The 20,398-nt window shown below is 47.4% G+C and carries 18 protein-coding genes; 8 read left to right on the top strand and 10 right to left on the bottom strand.

Going from position 1 to position 20,398, the window contains the following annotated elements:
- Positions 1-74 precede the first annotated feature (74 nt).
- From ACF8CV_RS23090 to dsrO, 8 genes are all read right to left on the bottom strand, one after another.
- Positions 75-653 (bottom strand): membrane integrity-associated transporter subunit PqiC, encoded by a 579-nt coding sequence (locus ACF8CV_RS23090; protein WP_025500311.1) that lies wholly within the window; start codon positions 651-653, stop codon positions 75-77.
- The gene (gene pqiB / locus ACF8CV_RS23085; protein WP_392417635.1) at positions 653-2,299 is read right to left on the bottom strand and encodes an intermembrane transport protein PqiB; all 1,647 of its coding nucleotides are present in this window, start codon (positions 2,297-2,299) and stop codon (positions 653-655) included. Before pqiB ends, ACF8CV_RS23090 begins: the two co-directional genes overlap by 1 nt.
- Positions 2,292-3,623 (bottom strand): paraquat-inducible protein A, encoded by a 1,332-nt coding sequence (locus ACF8CV_RS23080; protein WP_005494620.1) that lies wholly within the window; start codon positions 3,621-3,623, stop codon positions 2,292-2,294. The genes pqiB and ACF8CV_RS23080 overlap by 8 nt, the downstream gene beginning before the upstream one ends.
- 304 nt (positions 3,624-3,927) lie before the next feature.
- Complete coding sequence (locus ACF8CV_RS23075) at positions 3,928-4,989, bottom strand: c-type cytochrome (protein WP_050548297.1); 1,062 nt, start codon at positions 4,987-4,989, stop codon at positions 3,928-3,930.
- A gap of 8 nt (positions 4,990-4,997) precedes the next feature.
- The gene (locus tag ACF8CV_RS23070; protein ID WP_180766580.1) at positions 4,998-5,561 is read right to left on the bottom strand and encodes a cytochrome c; all 564 of its coding nucleotides are present in this window, start codon (positions 5,559-5,561) and stop codon (positions 4,998-5,000) included.
- A 212-nt stretch (positions 5,562-5,773) separates the two neighbouring features.
- The gene (locus ACF8CV_RS23065; protein ID WP_138937577.1) at positions 5,774-8,866 is read right to left on the bottom strand and encodes a tetrathionate reductase subunit A; all 3,093 of its coding nucleotides are present in this window, start codon (positions 8,864-8,866) and stop codon (positions 5,774-5,776) included.
- Positions 8,867-8,882: 16 nt separating this feature from the next.
- The gene (gene nrfD, locus ACF8CV_RS23060; RefSeq protein ID WP_134991109.1) at positions 8,883-10,013 is read right to left on the bottom strand and encodes an NrfD/PsrC family molybdoenzyme membrane anchor subunit; all 1,131 of its coding nucleotides are present in this window, start codon (positions 10,011-10,013) and stop codon (positions 8,883-8,885) included.
- Positions 10,010-10,777, bottom strand: a complete 768-nt coding sequence (gene dsrO, locus ACF8CV_RS23055) for a sulfate reduction electron transfer complex DsrMKJOP subunit DsrO (protein ID WP_138937576.1) — start codon at positions 10,775-10,777, stop codon at positions 10,010-10,012. The genes nrfD and dsrO overlap by 4 nt, the downstream gene beginning before the upstream one ends.
- Positions 10,778-10,955: 178 nt before the next feature.
- On the opposite strand from dsrO, the gene ACF8CV_RS23050 reads away from it, so the two are divergent.
- Complete coding sequence (locus ACF8CV_RS23050) at positions 10,956-12,791, top strand: sensor histidine kinase (RefSeq protein ID WP_138937575.1); 1,836 nt, start codon at positions 10,956-10,958, stop codon at positions 12,789-12,791.
- 20 nt (positions 12,792-12,811) lie between these two features.
- A complete protein-coding gene (locus tag ACF8CV_RS23045; RefSeq protein WP_138937574.1) occupies positions 12,812-13,423 on the top strand; it encodes a response regulator transcription factor in 612 nt (203 codons plus the stop codon).
- 19 nt (positions 13,424-13,442) lie between these two features.
- Here the strand turns inward: ACF8CV_RS23045 and ACF8CV_RS23040 are convergent, their stop codons facing one another.
- Positions 13,443-14,339, bottom strand: a complete 897-nt coding sequence (locus ACF8CV_RS23040) for a LysR family transcriptional regulator (protein WP_023585289.1) — start codon at positions 14,337-14,339, stop codon at positions 13,443-13,445.
- Positions 14,340-14,479: 140 nt separating this feature from the next.
- On the opposite strand from ACF8CV_RS23040, the gene ACF8CV_RS23035 reads away from it, so the two are divergent.
- The 3 genes from ACF8CV_RS23035 to ACF8CV_RS23025 all read left to right on the top strand — a co-directional run bounded on the left by ACF8CV_RS23035 (position 14,480) and on the right by ACF8CV_RS23025 (position 17,563).
- On the top strand, positions 14,480-14,878 hold the full coding sequence (locus tag ACF8CV_RS23035; protein WP_025499949.1) for a hypothetical protein: 399 nt from the start codon (positions 14,480-14,482) through the stop codon (positions 14,876-14,878).
- 61 nt (positions 14,879-14,939) lie between these two features.
- Positions 14,940-17,051 (top strand): protein-disulfide reductase DsbD, encoded by a 2,112-nt coding sequence (locus ACF8CV_RS23030; protein ID WP_138937573.1) that lies wholly within the window; start codon positions 14,940-14,942, stop codon positions 17,049-17,051.
- Positions 17,048-17,563 carry a protein disulfide oxidoreductase gene (locus ACF8CV_RS23025; protein ID WP_138937572.1) on the top strand — a complete coding sequence of 172 codons (516 nt, stop codon included), beginning with the start codon at positions 17,048-17,050 and terminating at the stop codon, positions 17,561-17,563. Before ACF8CV_RS23030 ends, ACF8CV_RS23025 begins: the two co-directional genes overlap by 4 nt.
- A gap of 49 nt (positions 17,564-17,612) precedes the next feature.
- On the opposite strand, the gene ACF8CV_RS23020 is transcribed toward ACF8CV_RS23025, so the two are convergent.
- On the bottom strand, positions 17,613-18,146 hold the full coding sequence (locus ACF8CV_RS23020) for a hypothetical protein (protein ID WP_020841004.1): 534 nt from the start codon (positions 18,144-18,146) through the stop codon (positions 17,613-17,615).
- Between the two features lie 392 nt (positions 18,147-18,538).
- Here ACF8CV_RS23020 and ACF8CV_RS23015 point away from each other — a divergent pair, with 392 nt between their 5' ends.
- Genes ACF8CV_RS23015 through ACF8CV_RS23005 form a run of 3 tightly spaced genes read left to right on the top strand, consistent with a single transcriptional unit; the run spans position 18,539 to position 20,397 of the window.
- Entirely contained in the window at positions 18,539-19,171 is a 633-nt protein-coding gene (locus tag ACF8CV_RS23015) for a class I SAM-dependent methyltransferase (protein WP_042765768.1), read from the top strand.
- Positions 19,172-19,196: 25 nt separating this feature from the next.
- Entirely contained in the window at positions 19,197-19,952 is a 756-nt protein-coding gene (locus ACF8CV_RS23010) for a class I SAM-dependent methyltransferase (RefSeq protein ID WP_017448386.1), read from the top strand.
- Between the two features lie 19 nt (positions 19,953-19,971).
- Entirely contained in the window at positions 19,972-20,397 is a 426-nt protein-coding gene (locus tag ACF8CV_RS23005; RefSeq protein WP_042765769.1) for a GNAT family N-acetyltransferase, read from the top strand.
- Position 20,398: the final 1 nt, after the last annotated feature.

Raw genomic sequence — 20,398 nt, 5'->3', positions numbered from 1 at the left:
CTCTTGAGCCGCTAAACATACATAAACAAGAAAGGGGAGCGTGATGCTCCCCTCTATTATCTGATGTCTATTTACTATAGCTGCGCAGCTATATCGTCGGTTAGTTGGTTCAAACCTGCCGACAGTGCATCAACCAGAGCGTCGTAGCCTTCATCTTGCAATGGCATCAATATTTTTATTTGCGAGCTGCGAACGACGTTGCCGCTTGCATCGATGAGTAACCATTCACCTTCAATCTCTGCATTACCTTGGTAGCTACCATTAAACTTGTTCAAACTAAGTTGAAGCTTGGATTCTCCACTTTGATCCAGAAGATTATTCATTTCAACTGGCCAATAGTCGCTTTGTTTTTGGCGTAGCTCAGCCACAATACGTTGGGTAATTTGCTCAGAAATACTTTGAGCCCACTGGTGGCGTTTGGCTTGAACAATCTGAGTATTTGATGTGCGATACACAATACTATTGTCATTCAGGTAGCTAGCGAGTTGAGCCGGACGAATCACCAGTAAAGGGCGTTCTGCAACGCTCATCTGGTTAGACGTTTTTGTCTCAGCTTTAGGTAAGAGATACAGCGCCCCTGTTGCTTCTGGCGCGCTGCTGCATCCTGTCAATCCGGTTACAAGTGCTGTCGCTAATAAAAATACACGTTTCATTATTGTTGCCCTCTAACAGGAATTGGATCCTTCACTTCATCTTCTCCAAATACTAATGAGTTTGGTTTTTCATTTAGCTGTTTTAAAACAGGTTTGAATTCCGTCATCACCTTCTCTAGCTCTTTCAATGTCGATTCCATCTCACTGTACATTGTCGAGTTAGGGCCGTATCCATCCAGCGTTTTTTGCAGTTGCTGCAAGCTTTGGCGAATATCTGCAGGGATCTCTTGTGTGTCTTTTTGGCTTAAGAGCTTATCAATGCTATTCACCACTTTTTCTGCGGACGCCAAGGTGCGCTCAGACGTTTTCAACGTTGCATTCAGAGACGTTAATGTATCTTCCATTGGCAAGTTATTAAGCTTGTTTAAGAAGTCATTTACTTGGCGCTGAACCTGTGCAAAGCCACCTCGCATTGTAGGGAATACGTCTAGCCCTTCATACGTGTTTGCTTCATATGGCGTATCGTCTGGATAAAAATTCGCGTCAATGTATAGTGCGCCAGTCAACAAATTCCCGGTTTTTAGTGTGCCGCGAAGCCCTTTTGCAAATTCGTCTTTTAGTTTCTCTTTGAACATTTCCATCGAGTGGGACTCAACATCACCATATACACGACCAAGCTCAATACGGACTAACACCGGAATTCTCTTCGCTGAGAAATGCTCTTCTGGAGTTGGAAGACGCATAGGCACTCTCATTACTGTACCAATGCGCAGGCCTCGGTATTCAACCGGAGCTTTGCGTTTTAGGCCACGAACGGACTCTTCGAATAGCATGACGAATTCGATGTATTCGTCGTACATGCCTTCGCGTACTTGTTTAACATCATCGTACAAACGGAAGTTCGTCATGTCTTTGGTAAGAGCTTCGCCTGACTCCATTCCAGGGATGCTATCAAAGGTGACGCCACCAGTAAGAAGGCTTTCAAGCGAGCCAAATTTCACTTCAAACCCTTCCGCATTCAACTGTAGATCGAGGCCTGAATTGAGCCAGAATTTGGTGCGAGTGCGCACTAAACTGTCGTAAGGCTTAAAGATGAAAAGTTGGTAAAGAGCACGGCGCGTATCTACGTCAAAGCTGGTTTTCTCTACTCGCCCAACCGTAAAGCCTTTATAAATAACCGGGTCACCCACACCAAGCTTACCTGCTTCACGGTGAGTCAAGACAATGCGCAGACCTTCTGCGTCAGGTGAAGCGACAGGTGGAACATCCAGAACTGCGAAATGATCTTTTTCGACCTCAGAACTGCCCGGTTGCAATTGAATGTAAGCACCGGAGAGAAGTGTTTCCAAACCAGAGACTCCATCACGGCCAATGCGCGGCTTCACCACCCAAAACATGGTGTCATCTCGCAGCATGCGCTCCGCGTCTTTATTCATCTGCGCTTTGGCGATGATGTGATCGTAGTTCTCACTGAGTGTGACTTCAGTGATCAGTCCCACTTTTACATTCAGTGCGCGGATTTCTGTCTTGCCGACTTCAATTCCATCCGCAGTTGGCAGCTGTAAAGTAATTTGTGGGCCAGTACTGTTGATGTATTGGAACAGCATCCACGCTCCCATGGCTAGCGCAAGGATCGGAACAATCCAAATAGCAGAAATCTGCTTTTGCGGTTTTATTTGAGCGGTTGCGTTGTTCTCATCACTCATATTTGGCTTTCTCAGTTAGGTTATTAGTCATCGGCTCTTGCACTTCGCTCTGTGGTAGTTGCCACAACAAACGGGAGTCAAAAATCATCGCAGAGAGCATGGTGAAAATGACCACTGCGGCAAAAGATAATGCAGCAGGGCCGGGGTAAATTGCCATTAAGTTTTGCAACTGAACCAGTGCAACCAAAATGGCGACAACAAAAATATCGATCATTGACCAACGGCCAATGAATTCGGTTAATCGGTATATCTTTAAGCGCGAAATGCTCTCTTCAGGTGGAAGGTATTGAGCCTTTTGCGCATTGTAATACAACCACGCCAACGCCAGCATTTTCGCCATCGGGATAAACACACTCGCGAAGAAAATCACCATGGCGATAGGGTAGGAGCCTAAATGCCACAGCAAGATGACGCCTTCCATAATGGTTGAACCTTCGGAGTGCCCAAGACTGACGGTGTACATCATAGGGTAGAGGTTTGCTGGGATATAAAAAATCACCGAGGCAAACAACAATGCCCACGCTTTTTGTAGGTTCTCGCTAGGGTTGTATTCGTGAAGTCGACTGTAACAGCGAATACAGCGCTGATGTTTTTTATCCTCGATGGGATTGAGTTGGTGGCAAGTGTGGCAACCGATGTGATTGTGGTTGTGGTGAGTGTCACCCTCTTTCACGCTTGGTAACTCGATTGCCGGAATAAAGTGCCCCCACAGCCAGCTTTTATCGACCATCGAAATGCATTTCACTACCAATATCGTGTATACACAAAACGCCCAAAACGAGCTGCCCATACCGATGTCGGCCAGAGACGCAATTTTAATTAAGCTCACCAATACGCCAATTAAAAACACATCGACCATTAACCACGGTTCAACTCGAAACAGAATTCGGCAAAGTATTTTGGCCATACGCTGCTGCTTTTTAGACGGCGGATGGTTGCGAACTTTTAACGCCTCAAGGTGCAGAAAAAGGATCAAACCCACATAGATAGCTGGCAAAACGACGACCGTCGCGAGCAGAAGCGCACCAAGAAGAGCGTTTTGAAATTCAGCCAGCATTTTGGCTGCGTGAAGTAGAGTGATCTCTTGCGACAACCCTTGCACGCTGAATGACATGAATGGGAAAGAGATACTGAGCACCAGCATGATCAAACACGCAGACGATACCGCAATCACGCTTTGATAAGGCTTGGCGTTAATTTTTGTAAGTGAATGCGAACATCGAGGGCATTGAGCTTTTTGCCCTTGCTCGATCTCCGGAATGCGGACGACAAGGCCACATTCTTCGCAAGAAATTAACTGACGTGAATTAGGTTGAATACTCATTGGGTAGGTTTTGAATTCATTTGTCCTAAGAATACTCTGTTTTCACTAGACACGCTTGTGTTGATTCAGGAGTTTACGAGTTTCTTACTTTTGCAATCGCCGTGCGCGTGTTGCTAAAACATGCCAAGCGACGCTGAAAAGTATGCAACATTTTACTGCTAGGGTTTGAAATTGGGAAGTCGTTACCGAATAGAAGTGGTTTGAGTGAAGCAAATGAAATGGTGATTTTTGGGATGAGGGAGAGAAAGAACCTGCCCAAGCATAGGGCAGGAATGTATATAAGGATGTAGCTATACGGAAAGCTCTAACGTTGCGACTCAACCGTTCCGCTTGCAAATGCGTTTTTACCTATTTGCTTACCGTTTAGTGTTTTGCCGTAGTAACCTTGGTGCTGGTGGTATTTTTCAGCATTTGCGGTGACGCTGCCTTTAAATCGAGGATCTTGTGGGCGTTCGTGACTATTGATGTACGCAGCAACGTCCCAAGCTTCTTGCTCAGTCAGCTGCACACTTTTTCCAAGTGGCATGTTCTCATAAATAAAATAGGCCGCAGTATTAATGCGGTGCATACCCGCGCCCCAGTTATACGCAAATTCGCCCCAAAGCGGAGGAATGTATGAATGGTCGTCGGTGCCTTTGATACCCGAGCCGTCGGCGCGATGACAAGTCTCGCAGTTCTTTTCATAGACTAATGCCCCTCGCTCTGGTGATGGTTCTTGCTTCGGTGCGGCGATTTTTGGGTAGCCACGTCCTGCGAGGTTGCCGCGCTCTTTAACCGGTAATGCTTGAGCGATAGCATCTGGCAAAGGGAAGTCTTGCGTTTTACCGCCCACTTGGAGAGCTTTAATGTCTAGCTCTGGCACCGCTTCATCGTTCATACCATAACTATCGAGTAATCCACCCATTGCCAACCAATAAGCGTAAGCGCTGAGGGCAACAATTTCGGGTGAGTCGTAAGCGGGGGCTTTGCCGTTCATGGAGTATTCGAAGCAACCTTGAATACGGTCTGCGTAGCTGTTTACGCGATCGTTTTTCTTGCGATAAGCCGGATAGGCCATGTACGCCGCCCACAGCGGTGCTGCATTGGCTTTTCGTCCTGCTTCCATATGGCAGTTCACACAGTTTTGCTCATTGCCAACGTATTTACCGCGCATCTGTTGCGAGTTAACAAAGAGCGAGTAACCACGTTTTACTTGATCACCAAATGCGGTGTTTGGAATTTTACTCAGATCGCGAGGTTGCAAATATTCACCGTGATTTTCTTTTTTCACCGCGGGCAGTTCAGTTTGACGATCCGGCAGTGGCTCGTTGGCCAAAGTAGCAGCAGAGATGAGAGGTAATGCGAACAAAGAATAGAAACGTTTCATGTCTGCTCCTAGTAACGTAATGAGGCAAAGTAGTAGGAAAGGTTTTCAATCTCTTCGTCAGTGAGATTTTTCGCGATAGTGCCCATCATATTGAGCGGGTCACCACTGCGAGTGCCGTTTTTCCATGCCATCAATTGCGTTTTTAAGTAATCAGCATGTTGGCTTGCGAGGCGAGGGAATTTGTCGACGCCCATTCCGCTCGCTCCATGACAAGTCGCGCAAGCTGGAATGTTTCTATCCCAATCGCCTTGAAAGATCAATTTACGATACGGGTTACGAATGTCGGCTTGGTCGCCGCGTTGCTCTGGGTTAGTGAACTCGTAGCTTGGAAGGTTAGCAAAGTAATCCATGACTTCTTTACGAACGGCAGGATCGCTAAGCTCTTTCGCCATGCCTTGCATGACTACGTTTTGTCGTTCGCCACTAAGGAAGAGTTCTATTTGGGTGTTGAGATAATTCGCGTTCAGACCAGCAATCATAGGCGCAATGTTTGGTTGACCCATGCCATCTTGGCCGTGACAACCGCTGCACACGCTGGCTTTTTCAGGAATAGACGAGGCGCTTGCGCCCATTGTGGTTGCCAGCAAACAGGCCGTCACCACAGGTAGTATTTTTGACATGCTGACTCACTTTAATTGTTATTAATATCTCCAAGTATCTACTGTGATAGTGACTTGGGTGCTGTATTGTCGGCTTTGTCAATAACTAAAGGTATTGTGGATTTCCACATATTTAGAGGATGTGAAGAGCCACTAAATGGCAGCTCTTCAGGTTTGGTTGTCTACTAAGCTTTGCGGATTTTGGCTGGTAATGATTGGCGAGCAGCGGCTCCTACCACCCAATCTAACAACACGCCTTTCCCTTCTCGGGTTGGGTCAATTAATCCGATGTCGTTAATGTTGACACCATCTTGGCTGCGAGTTTTTATGGGTTGCTGTTTATCGCCGATCCAGTGCGAGCGTTGTCCTAGCTCGGTATGACCAAACCCATGTTCAAATCCTAGTGTGCCAGGGCGAATCCCGCTGACTATCATCGCAAGTGCTTTGGTGCTTGCAGATGGTGTCTCGATAACAAACTCATCACCCGTTTTAATGCCTGAGCGCTCGGCATCGATTGGATGGATGTACACAGGGTTTACGCCTTTAATCGAGTTCAACCTTGGCGATAGGTTGGATACCGCACTGTGAATGTTGGATTTAAAGTTAGTCAGGCTGAAAGGCCATTCTGAGCTTGGGAACTGGTCTTCCATTGGTGTGCCGTCGGCCAGTTTTTGTGGATGCCATGTTGGGCAACCCGTGTAGAAATCTCCCGTCATGGTGTTTCTTGCGCTGCCGACACGTTCATTCCATATCGCAACAGGTCGTGTCCATTTGTGCTTCATTTGCTCACCTTGATACGCTTCGGTTGCATTTTCAAAGCGTCCGCCGCGAGCAAAAATAAACGCCACTCGTTTCATCTCATCCGCTGTTAGCGTTCTTTGCATCGCTGGCATTAAACGCTCTAAGCCTGACCATGCAATGTCTTCTGCCGAAACTTCAGGCACGCCGCCTTTCACATAAGCCAAGTTTGCCGCAGCTCGCAAATAAAAATCTTCGGCGCGATGGAGAGCGTGCCAGTTGCCTTGTGCATCTTGAATTGCATTGTCACCAAAACCGCCCAGCTGCATTTTCTTAGCAACATCAATCAGAAAGTTCTCTAAGCAAATCGAGCGACCGTCGGCGGTTTTCTCTGTTCGCGCTTCCACTATCGGCCAACGAGCGGTGACGGTTTTCACCGGAACATCGTGCCAAGGCGTTGCCATGCCCCAGCTTTCGTAAGTCACGGTGTCCGGCACAATGTAATCCGACAACGCGGTGGTTTCGTTAATGAATGCATCAACAGACACAATCAAACCGAGCTGCTTTGGATCTTTAAGCTTGTCTTCCAGCAGTGTTTTCAAACCGGGTACACCATACATCGGGTTCGCCATGTGGTTGATCCACGCTTTAACGCGATATGGATAACCATCAATAGCCGCAGATAGGTGTTCTGTCAGCAGTGGCGCGGCAAACGGATACCAAGGGGCGCGAGTTGGATAAGGGGATTTTCCTGCCTCAACGCGACGTTTGTATTCGCTGGTTTTGTGGTATGGGAATTTACTGCGCGACAAAAAGACGCCTTTCGGGCCGACTTTGTCAGCAAATTTGGTGAAGTCGTAACGAGGACCCGCAGCGGAAGTTGGGTAGCCACCCGCTTTCGCCATCGCGCCGCCTTTCATGTTGATATTACCAATCAACGCATTGAGCATCATGATGGTAAACGAGTTATAGAACCCATTGGTGTGCATGTTGCCACCGTGGGTATCGACCACCGCTTTTGTGCCGTAGCTGGTGAAGCGTTTCGCTAGTTCTGCGATTTGCTCAACAGGGATCTCACATTGTTGGCTGTAGAACTCAAGACGGTATTTGAACGCCTCTTCTTTGAGCCTTTGTAGAGACGATTTTACTCGTACTTCGCCTGATGCAAGCGAAACCGTTTTATCGACAAACAGTGCCGCTTCTCCTGTCTGGGTATGCACACCAAATTCGCCGCTTTGATCATCCACGATGACGTACGGGTCGGAATCAGACAACGCTTCGCCCTCGAATGGCAGAGTCAGATCCGATGCGCGTAAAAACGTGCCGTTTCTCGGGTGCTGCTCATCGCTTATCACGAGATGTGTAGCATTACACCAGTGCGCGGTACCTGCTCGTTTCATCGCGTTTGCCCCCGGCTGCGCCAAGAAGGTTTTGTTGTAGCGTTGGTTTTCGATGATCCATTGGATCATGCCAAGCACGAGGGCAGAGTCGGTGCCCGGTTTGATTGGTATCCAGCGGTTATTGTCACCTGCTGCCAAGCTCGATGAACCCGCTGGCAAACTTGGTGTGATGATGGTGTATTCCAAGCTACCTTCTGTTCGCGCATTGGCGAGTTGGCGCGCCTGACGCTTAAAAGGGTTACCCGCTTGAGCTGGCGACATACCGATGAAGATGATGTATTCCGCATTATCAAAGTCTGGCTTTAAGTGTGCGTTCTTATCTAAATCGTTCATAAATGCGCCGCTGCCAGCACGAAATGCATAGCCGCAGTAAGAGCCATGATGCCCAAAGTTACGCGTACCATAGCTGTTGAACGCGAAGCGTTTGAATATGTCGTCTCGGCCTTCGTTACCAGCGTTGGTCATTAACAATTGGTTGGCTTTCGGTCCATATTCTGGGTTTTCAGGATCTACGGGCGTTGTTAAATCGCGAATATCGCGTAAGCCATCAACATGGCCTTCACCAAATAAATCACCACCTTCAACGACTTCTTTTATCAATTGCTCGTAGCTGATCGGAATCCATTTTCCTTCGCCGCGTTTGCCAACTCGTTTCAGCGGCTGAGTAATGCGGTACGGGCTGTTGCGAATTTCTAGCATCCCGTTTCCTCTTGCACAGGCGGTCGAACGGCCGTCAAGGCCCGCTTCTCCTGCCAAACTCAAATAAGCATCTTTGACTGGCGTTTCGAAAGGAATGTGTTGCTGATGAGACAGCGGGTGATATGGGTTGCCACTGATACGCAAGATCTCGTCATTGCGGTTATCAATGCGTACACGCAATCCGCACAGTGACCAGCAACCAAAACACATCGATGGTGCAACACGCTGGTTTGGATTTGGGATCAGATTACCTTGGTCATTAACGGCGTATTCTGGTTCGAGGGAATTGCCGTGGTGAATATCGCGGGTCTTTTGCCCTGCAGTGCCTTCCAGCGCACCTTCTACCATGTGCTTGGTTGTGGTGGCGTAACCTGCAGCAAATGCACCAAGCCCACCGACTGCAAGGCCTGATTTCAAAAACTGACGGCGTTTGTTATCCATAATGAAATCCTCTTGATTAGCGTTCAGTTAAGGTGAGTGATGATGCGTTTGCTTCGATATCTTGTTTTGGCTGAACCAGCTCTGAGCCGAGCAGTGCCAGAGCAAGCCATAATCCGAGCATGCCGATAATGCCTATCCAGCCATTTCCATCCATCGTGAGTTGGTATGGATACAGCCCTGCATCGAACTTGGCGATGGTTTGTACTTCCATGATGGTGAACCAGCGAATCAGCCACGCGCTTGCCAATGCGGCAGCAGACACAAAGCCGAGCCCTATGACGTGACGAAATCTGGCTGATGTGGACTTTGGGGTATCGCGCAAGAAGATGAAGGCGAGCAAAACACAACCTAAAACGACAAAAGTGAGCAAGGCAATGTTGTGCATCCATTGTTCGCTAGAATAGAGCGAAAATGTAGAGTTGTTGGATGCCCAAATGGGTAGGAGAATCAGCGTCAGAACGCCGCTCGTTACCAGTGACTTTTTGAGTAAATTGTTATCACCAGAAGTGAGAGTTTTCGATTGGCTAGGCAGCAGTAACCAAATCAGCAGAGAAAATCCGACAGCGCCCATAAATGCAGTGACAAACCAAAGAATTGGTGACGCGGGTTGGTGCCATAAAGGGCGCGATTGAACGACTGCAATTTCAGCTCCAGTATAAACGGCGATGGTTAAGCCTGATAACACGGTGATTGCAGATATTGTGAGCATCACTTTGCGAGAAATAGCCCATTCACCAAGCGACAACTTAGATAACAGAGGTAGTACTTTTCCCGGTTGATTTCGCAGTGCGATAAGATCCTGACGCAGATACAGCCATGCTGTCGCAACCGCCAGCGTAGAAAAAACAGGCAGGAACAGCGAGCCTAGAGACATCCATGACCACGGCGTGATGTGCGCGTAAAAATGCCAAGCTCGTCCCGGCTGGTGAAGGTCGCCAGTTAACGCCAACGGGCCTACGATAGCGCCGATGGCCATCGTTAGCACCAGCGTGGCGCGTAACCGATGACTGGTGTGTTGCTCAAATAACAGTGCGATTAGGAACAAAATAGCGGCAGCGTAAGCAGAACCGATGTAGAAGAAGTACTGCACCGCCCACGGTAGCCAAGCCATCGCTTGAGGTTGGACTAACACTTCGGTGATGTTCATGCTCGCTCTCCTTGAGGGTCGTAAATAGCTGGCTGCCCGTCGATGTGGCTGGTGAAGCGTTCATCCATGCCGATGTAAAACACATGTGGCTTGGTATCTTCATTGGGCTTTAGCACTTTGATGTCGTCTTGGTGCTTCGTAATTAAGCGGCGGGCTTCACTTGATGGATCATTCAAATCACCAATCACGCGAGCACCACCCACGCAGGTTTCCACACAAGCGGGTAACAAACCTTGTTCTAAGCGGTGTGCGCAGAAGGTGCATTTGTCTGCGGTGAGCGTGTCTTCATTGATAAAACGCGCATCGTAAGGGCAGGCTTGTACACAGTACGCACACGCTACGCAGCGACTGTTATCCACCATGACGATGCCATCTTCTCGCTGAAAGGTTGCTTGAACGGGACAAACGGCTACGCACGGCGGGTTATCGCAGTGATTACAAAGCCGAGGCAGCATAAAGGCCTTTGCTTCTTGTGTGGTTGTGGAACCGTCATCGAGCGTGACTTCGTATTGTTTCACTGTGGTTCGGAACTGACCGATTGGCGCTTGGTTTTCAATACTGCAACCTACGGTGCACGCTTGGCAGCCGACGCATTTACGTAAATCGATCACCATGGCGTAACGTTTTCCGACTTGTCCTTTTCGGTCGGCGGATTGATTGTTGCGAATAACATTGCCCGCGGTTGCGGTGCCAATACCTGTAATGGGGATCAACGCGGCACCCGCTGTAATGGCGCTAAGAAAGCGACGTTTGGTGGAATCCATAACTCACCTGCTGTTAGTTTAATTTGAACTGACTGATTCCATTGTGAGAAATGCGCTGCGACGTCGATATAGTGGATTTCCACATACCCAGATCAAAGTTGATCTAAAACAAATGTGGTTTACGGAAGGTAGCTGTTATTCTTGCTTCATTATTTTCGAAGGAACGATTCGATTCATCATGAACAAAACGCCACGGTTGCTTCAGTTTTGGATTCTGTGCTTGGTTGTCTTTGCATCTTTAGCTCAGGGCTCTGTTTCTGAACAAGAATATCTGCAAGAAATGCAGGAGCAAAAGGCAGTGCAGCCAGAGGCCAAGCAGAAAGTCGAAGTGGGCGTGTTAGCTATACGTGGTCACCTTTCTGCCGAGCAGAGATGGCAACCGACCATCGATTGGCTCAACCAGAAAATCTCGGATGTGTACTTTGAACTGCACCCTCTCAATTTGGACGAAATGGGGGAGGCGGTGAAGTTTCAGACCATGGACTTCATCTTAACCAACCCAGGTCAGGCTGTGCGCTTGGGCAGACAATATGCGTTGTCATGGATGGCAACATTGACGGGGCGCGCACCGCAAAACTCGAACTATAGCATTGGTTCTGCGCTGGTGGTTCGGGCAAATTCGCCATACCAAACATTAAAAGATGTTTCTGGATTTCCTGTCGCGGCAGTGTCCGAAAAAGCGTTTGGTGGTTATCTGACACTGCGCTATCAAATCGTGGAAATGGGACTCGATCCGAATGACTTTTTTGCGGATGTTCGCTATCTCGGTTTCCCAATTGATGCCAATCTCTACCAATTACGTGACGGCAATGTTGAAGCCGCTGTCGTGCCTGCTTGTCTACTGGAACAGATGCAAAATGAAGGTCTGTTACAGCACGGTGATTTTCGAGTCTTAAACCAACAGCCAAATGAACATTCTTCGTGCGCTGTTTCTACGCCGTTATATCCAAACTGGTCGTTTGCCAAAACAGAACGCGGCTCGTCTCTTCTGGCGAAAAAAATCGCGCAAGTCTTGCTTGCTATGCCACCAGAGCACCCCGCCATTATTGCCGCTGGCGCGTCAGGCTGGACATCGCCCGTTAGCTTGTTGAGCATCGATAAACTCTATCAGGCGTTGGATCTACATCCATTGCAGCAACCTTGGTGGAGTGAGGCGCTGCGCTGGTTGCGCAGTCATCAAGAATGGGCATGGGCACTGTTCATATTTGTGATTGTATTGAACGCGTACCACTTTTGGCTTGAGTATCGTTTTAGCAAAAGCAAACAAGCATTAGAGCTGACATCGCTAAGGCTGAAAGAGAAAAGCGAGCAGTTAGAACATTCACAAAGAGTGGCGATTGTCGGAGAAATTGGCAGCAGTCTGGCTCATGAATTAAATCAACCGCTGGCAGCCATTCGTAATTACAGTGAAGGTGGGTTAATGCGTCTTGCAAAGAAGCGTCCGCATGAAGATATTGTGCCTGTGCTAGAGAAAATACAGGGGCAAGTGGAACGAGCCGATGCCATCATTCAGCGTTTAAGAACGTTGATACGCAAACGCAGTGTTGATAAGACACCATGCGATGTTCAAGCCTTGATTACAGACACCATTGAGCTGCTTCATTTTCGAATGCAAAAGCAGAACGTCGCCATTGTGACTAGCGTTGAAGGAGAGATACGTCCTCTACTGGCAGACTCCGTGGGCGTTCAGCAGGTTTTGGTTAATGTGATCAACAACGCCATTGATGCGTGTGCTTTGTTTCAGGAGAAATACCACTCGTCGGGCTACCAAGGTAAAATTGCCCTGCATTGTGACTACCAAGCTAACCAGCTTTCTATTCGCATATTGGATAACGGCACTGGGTTACAGCAAGATAATCCGACCCAAGCTTTTGTGAGCTCTAAAGCCGAAGGACTTGGGCTGGGGCTGGCGATTTGTCGTGACGTAATGGAAATGCACTGCGGCGAGTTTCTCATTGCTTCGACCACGCCGCACGGCTGTTTGGTTGAGCTTGTGTTTCCTTATCAAAACTAATCGGTATTTAGGAGCAGTTAATGATCAGCAGTGAAAAGCAGCTGCCTGTTTATGTGGTTGACGATGACGAATCGGTACGTGATTCGCTGGCTTTTATGCTGGAGGAGCATGACTTTAACGTGACGACTTTTGCTGATGGGCAATCTTTTCTCGACGAAGTTAACATTCATCAGGCCGGATGCGTGATCCTTGATAGCCGAATGCCTAACCTTCGTGGTCAGCAAGTTCATCAATTTTTGAATGAGGCACACAGCCCATTAGCGGTGATTTATCTGACCGGTCATGGTGATGTACCGATGGCGGTCGATGCGTTGCAAGCTGGGGCGGTCAACTTTTTCCAAAAACCAGTCAAAGGCGATGAACTGGCTCAAGCAATATTACATGGTCAGATGCAGTCCGCGGCGAGCCTCGATATGGTGGGAGCAAGAGCGGCGTATGAATCACTAACGCCGCGCGAAAAAGATATCTTACGTTTGATCATTGCTGGTAAGCGCAATATTCGAATTGCGGATGAGCTGTGCATTGCAATGAGAACGGTGGAAGTTCATCGAGCCAGCTTACTGAAAAAGTTCTCAGCCAAAACCGTCGCAGAATTGGCCTATATTTATGGCAAGTTGGAGAATCCCATCTAGCGAGAGCTGAGCTGTAAGATTAGGAATCTTCAAACTTCTGTTTGATGAAATCGATAAAAGTTCGCAGTCGTTTCGGTTGATAGCGATCTCGATGGAATATGGCGGAAAAGGGCACCGACGGGATTTCCCAATCTGGCATCACTTTTATCAGTTGGCCTAGCTCCACTTCTTCTGCACAGTAACTCAGTGGAACACGAATAATGCCGTTGCCGTGCAGCGCGCCCATGACTAACGCTCGTCCATTTTTACAGCGCAAGTTGCCTTTTACGACCACATCGGCGTGGTCATTTGGGTTCTCTGCTTTACGATAGTTCCAACGCGTAACCGAACCAGTCAGAGTTCGATGTTCGGCCAGCTCTTTTGGGTGTTTTGGCATGCCATATTGCTGCACATAGCTCGGGCTTGCGAGCGTGACCATGTCAACCGTCATCAGCTTGCGAGCAACAAACCCTGCATCATCCAATTCCCCCATGCGAAATGCGACATCAAACTGATCTTCAATCAAATCAATACGAGGCGAAGAAAAGTCCAAATCAATGCTGACGTTCGGGTACTGTTGCATAAACTCACACACGTATTTGGCGATGATGTCTTCGCCGATGTAGCCACCCACACAGTTCACTCGAATCACGCCGCGAATCTCTTGAGTATCATCGACGGCGGCAATCAACGCTTGGTCGATGTCTCGTAAAGCTTTTTCACAGTCGTGATAAAATCGCTCGCCGGCATGAGTTAAACGCAGCGTGCGTGTGGTTCGATTGAGTAGTGTCACGCCCATTTGCGCTTCAAGTCCGCTGATTTGGCGAGAAACGTGAGAACGAGAAACGGACAGAGCTTCCGCCGCTTTGGTGAAGTTGCCCAGTTGGGCGATCAAAACAAACGAGCGAATGTCGGCGAGATTAACTTTATTGAGCATAATGAGCGTGTTGCAAAAAGCGATGGGTTTAAGGTTATCACAATTATTTACCAATCATATCGGCAAGCAAGGTCGAACGACTTGAGCTTTACGACAACTTGCGTATTATTTTCTGCGTTTCCATCTTTATCTGACTTTTTATGAGCTTATTGATTTCACGACAAGGCACGCCTCAAAAGCGCGCGAAATGGCTGCTAGCAATGATTGGCTGGGTCATCGTCGTGTGTCTGATGCAAAATTCTGGTTTGGTTTCGGCATGCTCGATGAGTGATGACCAAACCTTGGTTTATGCTTTATCTAGCGATGATGCTCATGTTGTGAAAGCTGATAAAGTCAAAGAGCCGATTAAGTGTGAACTGTCTGAAAAGTTGATTCAGTTTACCCAGCATCAGCTCGAAGCCTTCATTGTCGTTTTGTTCATTGGCATTGTTTTAGCCGCAGTTTGGCGATGCAGTGCCTTTGTTAACGCAAGGCAATGGACTGAGCCCATCTACGACAAACATCGAATTCATCTTACCTTTTGTGTGTTCCGAGAATGACAAGTGATTCTGGCCGAAAACGCCAGCCATTTTCTACACTTGTTATTAATTAGGAATCACTATGAATCACATTACTAAAGCGACTCAACTCGCGTCCATATTCTTTATGGCGTTGGTGTTGGGTTTGTTCTCTCTTAATCTCTCGGCGCAAACTACCGACACGGGATGGACGACCAATCCACAGCATCCGCCTGTGCAAACGCGTTTTGTTTTGACTGGTCAGCAAGATCCGCAAGCCAAAACACTTACAGGTTATTTGGATGTCAAGTTAACCGGAGACTGGAAAACTTACTGGCGATCGCCGGGCGAGGGTGGTGTCGCGCCATCGATAGATTGGCAAAACTCGCAAAACCTGAGCAAGGTTGATTGGCAATGGCCATATCCGCAAAAGTTCGAGTTATTGGGCATTGAGACTCTCGGTTACAAAGGTGACACTTTGTTCCCAATGACGCTGCATATCGACAATATGTCGAAACCCGTCACGATTGATGCAGTGCTCACGCTCTCTTCCTGCACCACCATCTGTGTGTTGACGGACTATCAAATTCAACTGACCTTCCTGCCTTCTGAGCTGCAAATCGACGAGCAGGTGATGTTCAGTTACGCCCAAGCGGTGAGCAATGTGCCCCAGCCATCGCCGTTTATTGATGTCACTCAAGCAAGTTGGGATGCAAACCAATCGAAGTTGCAAATCAAGCTCACGAACACTCAAGGTTGGAACCAACCACAAGTGTTGGTGGACGGTGTCGATGAGGCAACGCGAGACTATAGCTTCAAGCTTGAAGCTATACATCAAGAGGGAAATACCGTTACCGCGAGCTATTTGGTGGATACTTGGTTAGGCGATGTGGAGTTAAGTGATCAGTCGCTGTTTGTGACCATCAAAGACGCCAACTTGTTGGCAGAAGAAACCACTCAAGCAATAGCTGAGGCGATAGTAGAGCCACTGCCGAGCACGTCTTTAGTGAGTATTTTTCTGTTCGCTTTGCTCGGTGGTTTGATTCTCAACATCATGCCTTGCGTTCTTCCGGTGTTGGGGATGAAGCTCAGCAGTATTGTTGCCGCTCAAGGTATCGAGCGTCGTCAAATCCGCGCTCAGTTTGTTGCTTCGTCACTTGGCATCTTAACGTCGTTCTGGATTCTCGCTGGCTTTATTTTGGCGCTCAAACTGACAGGTAATGCCATTGGCTGGGGCGTTCAGTTCCAAAGCCCTTGGTTTTTAGGATTGATGGTTCTGGTCACAGGTTTGTTTGGTGCCAACATGCTAGGACTGTTTCAAATCCGTCTTTCGTCTGGCACCAGTACATGGCTCGCGTCGAAAGGCGACAACTCGTTAGCTGGACACTATGTGCAAGGGATGTTTGCAACCTTGCTTGCTACGCCGTGTTCTGCGCCTTTCCTAGGAACGGCCGTGGCGTTTGCCTTGGGTGCCGATATGGTTACGCTGTTTGCAATTTTCACCGCCTTAGCGTTGGGGATGGCGTTGCCTTGGATTATGGTGGCAATTTTCCCAAGCATTGCGCTTAAATTGCCGAAGCCGGGTCAGTGGATGAACGTGGTCAAAGACGTATTTGGTGTGATGATGTTGGGCACCAGCGTTTGGCTACTGTCTTTGATGGCCAATCACTTACCAGTGTTTTGGGTCATTCTCGTCGGTTTAGTCGCGTTTATTGTTCTGATGATTCGCGTTAAACGCGTTCATGGCGATAAAGCACTCGTGGTATCCGGTTCTGTATCGCTTATCTTAATTGCTGGCGGGCTGCTACTTGGCAGTGTCACCGCAAATCAATGGGCGACACCGCTTCCTGAGGACTTAGCATGGCAGAAGCTTTCCAACTCGGCGATCGAACAGCACGTCAATAATGGGCGAGTGGTGTTCGTGGATGTGACTGCGGATTGGTGTGTCACGTGTAAAGCGAACAAGATCGGCGTGATCTGGCAAGATCCTGTCTACTCATTGCTGCAAAGCCCTAATGTGGCGACGCTAAAAGGGGATTGGACACATCCGGACGGCTCGGTAACGGACTTTTTACGAGCTCATGGGCGTTACGGTGTGCCGTTTAACATCGTCTATGGCCCGGCGGCGCCACAAGGTATCCCGTTACCTGTGATTCTGACTGATGATGTTGTTTTAAGCGCGCTGAAACAAGCGAGTGGGGGAGCCATTCAATGAGTTCGACAAAGCAGCGTAGAACATTCCGATATTGGCTCATTCAAATCGTACAGATGGTGCTCATTGTCACCGCTATTTCTATCGCGATGGATTGGTATCGCACCAAAGATATTCCTAAACAGGAGGCACCACCATTGAGCTCAGTATTGAGCGATGGTGAATACTTCGATGCAATCGCGCAAAGTCATGAACAACCTGTCGTTATTTATTTTTGGGCGACTTGGTGTCCCGCTTGTAAATTTGTAAGCCCAAGCGTGAGCTGGCTGAGTGATGACTATGCCGTAGTTGGCGTTTCTGGCTCATCGGGGCCGAATGAGCGTGTGGCGCAGTTTATGCAGGTAAAAGAATATCGTTTTGAAAACATAAACGATCCTTCAAGCGATATTATGCGTGAATGGAAAATTAGCGTGACTCCAACCATTTATATTTTAAGAAATGGTGAAGCGACCTCTATTACGACAGGTATCACAACGCCGATAGGAATATTGGCGAGAATTTGGTTGGCTCGATAACGAAATAAAAATCCGATATTCAAAATACTGAATATCGGATTTTTTCTTTTTATTTTCTCGCTCCAACGGGAATCATAATGTGTGCGTATGGCGTGCCTTTCCACATCACGTATGGGCCACCATAACTTGGATCGGTTGGTAGAGAGTCGAGCAACGCTTGGTCTGGGGTAATAATCATCAAGTGTGGTCCTTCCACAATCCATTGATTATCGTCCGTCATCCCTTCTGCAAATGGGTCGGTGTTACTGGCACCGCCATCACCCGCTAACATGTAAGAAATGCCTAATGCTTTGGCTTGGAAAGGTTTTTTGTTCATCCAAGCGTCTGCCCATTCCATCCAAGGACCATCCATACACATTGGAGCAATGCCTTCCAATTGAGGTGGGGTTGGGAAGCAAGTGTATTGGCTAGAACCTTCTTGCAGAACATTATTGTTCCAGTCCATCACCGTTACTTTATCGCGAATAGTCGGTGGCGCTGCACTCAGTGCATCTTCTAAAAGTGCTTTTGAATCATCGGCTGCGAATGCGCCAAAAGCGCAGGTGACCGAAACAACAGCAGTTAAATAAGGAGTTAGTTTCATAAATTAAACCTCAAGTTAATACAACATGAGAATTTGAGCACTTTAATTATAGAGTGATATTAAAAATAAGAATCATTATTTAAATGAAAAATAATAAGTGATAGGTTTGTTATGTTAATTTAAATATTGTTTTTATATACAGCGAATAGAATGATGGAAATAAGATTAGCTGAATAATCTAAGACAGATTATCAGGACATATTTTCTCTTTATGCACTTAAAAATCCCATCGGAATCACGGGCCAATACTTTTCAAAATTTCATCTATTTCTACTGGTTAGCGCTGGATAACCAGTCGGTTACGTTTCATAAAAAATTAGCCATTTAATAAGTGCTTAGGTGCGTATTGCGTGTTACATTCGAGCATCGTTCTGGTTATCAAGGAGGAAACGATGAACGTAGCAAAAATGTATGATGATGTGTCGGAGCGCTATCAAAAGTTGGTGGATGACAGCCATTACGTCGGCCCACGTTGGATTTCTGGGAAGTTAAAAACCTTTCCCATCGAGCAAGGCTCGGCTCTCGACCTAGCCTGTGCGACAGGCAGTATCGGTCATGTCGTAAAAAATCACTATCCAGATCTCACCATCCATGGCTTAGACATCTCGTCCAAAATGGTTGATAAAGCGCGCCAAACTAACCTCTATCAAAGCGTCGCGGTTCATAACCTCGATGAGCCATTTTCCCCTTTGTTTGAGCAAACCTTCGACCTTATCACTGCACTTGGTTTTACTGAGTTTCTAGCAGAGCCTCAACAACTGCTGGAGTGCATTTCGCGTAAGCTAAGTGCGAATGGACGATGTTTTATCAGCTTTCAATACCACGATCCGGATGGACAAGATTTGCCTCGAAATACTTATAGTGGATCGGTCGTGCATACGGCATATACCGAAAGTGAAGTTGAACAACTCAGTCAGCAGGCGGGGTTGGAAGTGGTTTCCTTAGAAAATGTGATTGGTTACGTATCTGGTGTTGGTTATGTGTGTCGATACTTGATGCTAGAGCTGAAAAAGTCACACCGCTGAAATAAGTAACAAACAAGGACTGTTTTTGAAAACACAAGATTTAACCGAGTTCGGGTCGGGCATTGAATACGATGCCCAATACGAGCAGCATTACCATTACGACATTGCTTTCATCACAAGGTTAATCGAAGAAACCAATGCTCGAAGTGTACTGGATGTCTGTTGTGGTTCCGGCATTGTCACTATTCCAGTCTCTGAGCAACTCAACGAAGCCATTGGCATTGATATTTCTGAAGGGATGCTCAAACACGCAAAGGACAAAGCCAAAAGTAGGAGTAACTTACGTTTTCTTCATCTCGACGCAACCCAGTTTTCGTTAGGTAAGAAGTTTGACCTAGCCATAATGACAGGGAATGCATTCCAAGCCTTTTTAAGTGACGACATGCTGGCAGGCGCACTGAGCTCAATATCAAAGCACCTAGAAAAAGGTGGGCGATTTGTCTTCGATACGCGGTTACCAACGCCAGAGAATCTAGAATTGGATCATGAGATGGCGCTGTGGCAAACCTATGTTTCTCCAACCTATGGTGAAGTGAATTATTTCGGTATGAAGGCCGAGTATGACTTGCAAACGTCCATCATGTATTTGAACAAAGAGCGCCATTTTGAAAGTGGAACGATTGAGCATTCCAGCATTGATTTAAAATATCGCCCGCTGGAAGACATAGAGGTTTTCCTTGAACAAGCGGGATTCAGAATTATAGAGAAGTACCAATCTTGGTCAGCGCAAGTATTTGAGGCGAATGCCAACTCGCTTGTCTGTGTGGCTGAGAAAATATAAACCAATGTTGAGGGATACAATGCAAGGGTTTCGAATTACCACGTCGTTAGATGACATGGATTTAGACGTTATCTACCAGTTCATTTCAAACAGTTATTGGGGAAAGGGCATTCCAAGAGAACGCCTTGAGAAGTCATTGCGCCATTCGTTCTGTTTCGCGGTTTTGGATGACGAAAATCAACTCGTCGCTTTTGCTCGGTTAATTACCGATCGCACCACGTTTGCGTATCTTGCCGATGTGTTTGTAGTGGAGGCACACCGTAGTAAAGGCATCAGTAAGTGGTTGATCTCAGAAATTGTTGCTCATCCAGAACTACAAGGCTTACGCCGTATGATGCTTGCAACCCGCGATGCTCATGGGTTGTACGAACAGTTTGGGTTCACTCCTATTGCTCCAGTAGAAAACTTCATGCAAATCTGGAAACCGAATGTTTATCAGAGCTAAA

Source organism: Vibrio sp. zbq_1, assembly GCF_043102935.1.
GTDB lineage: Bacteria > Pseudomonadota > Gammaproteobacteria > Enterobacterales > Vibrionaceae > Vibrio > Vibrio parahaemolyticus.
The sequence above is the reverse complement of the archived record's forward strand: the minus strand, read 5'-3'. Positions and strand labels throughout refer to the sequence as shown.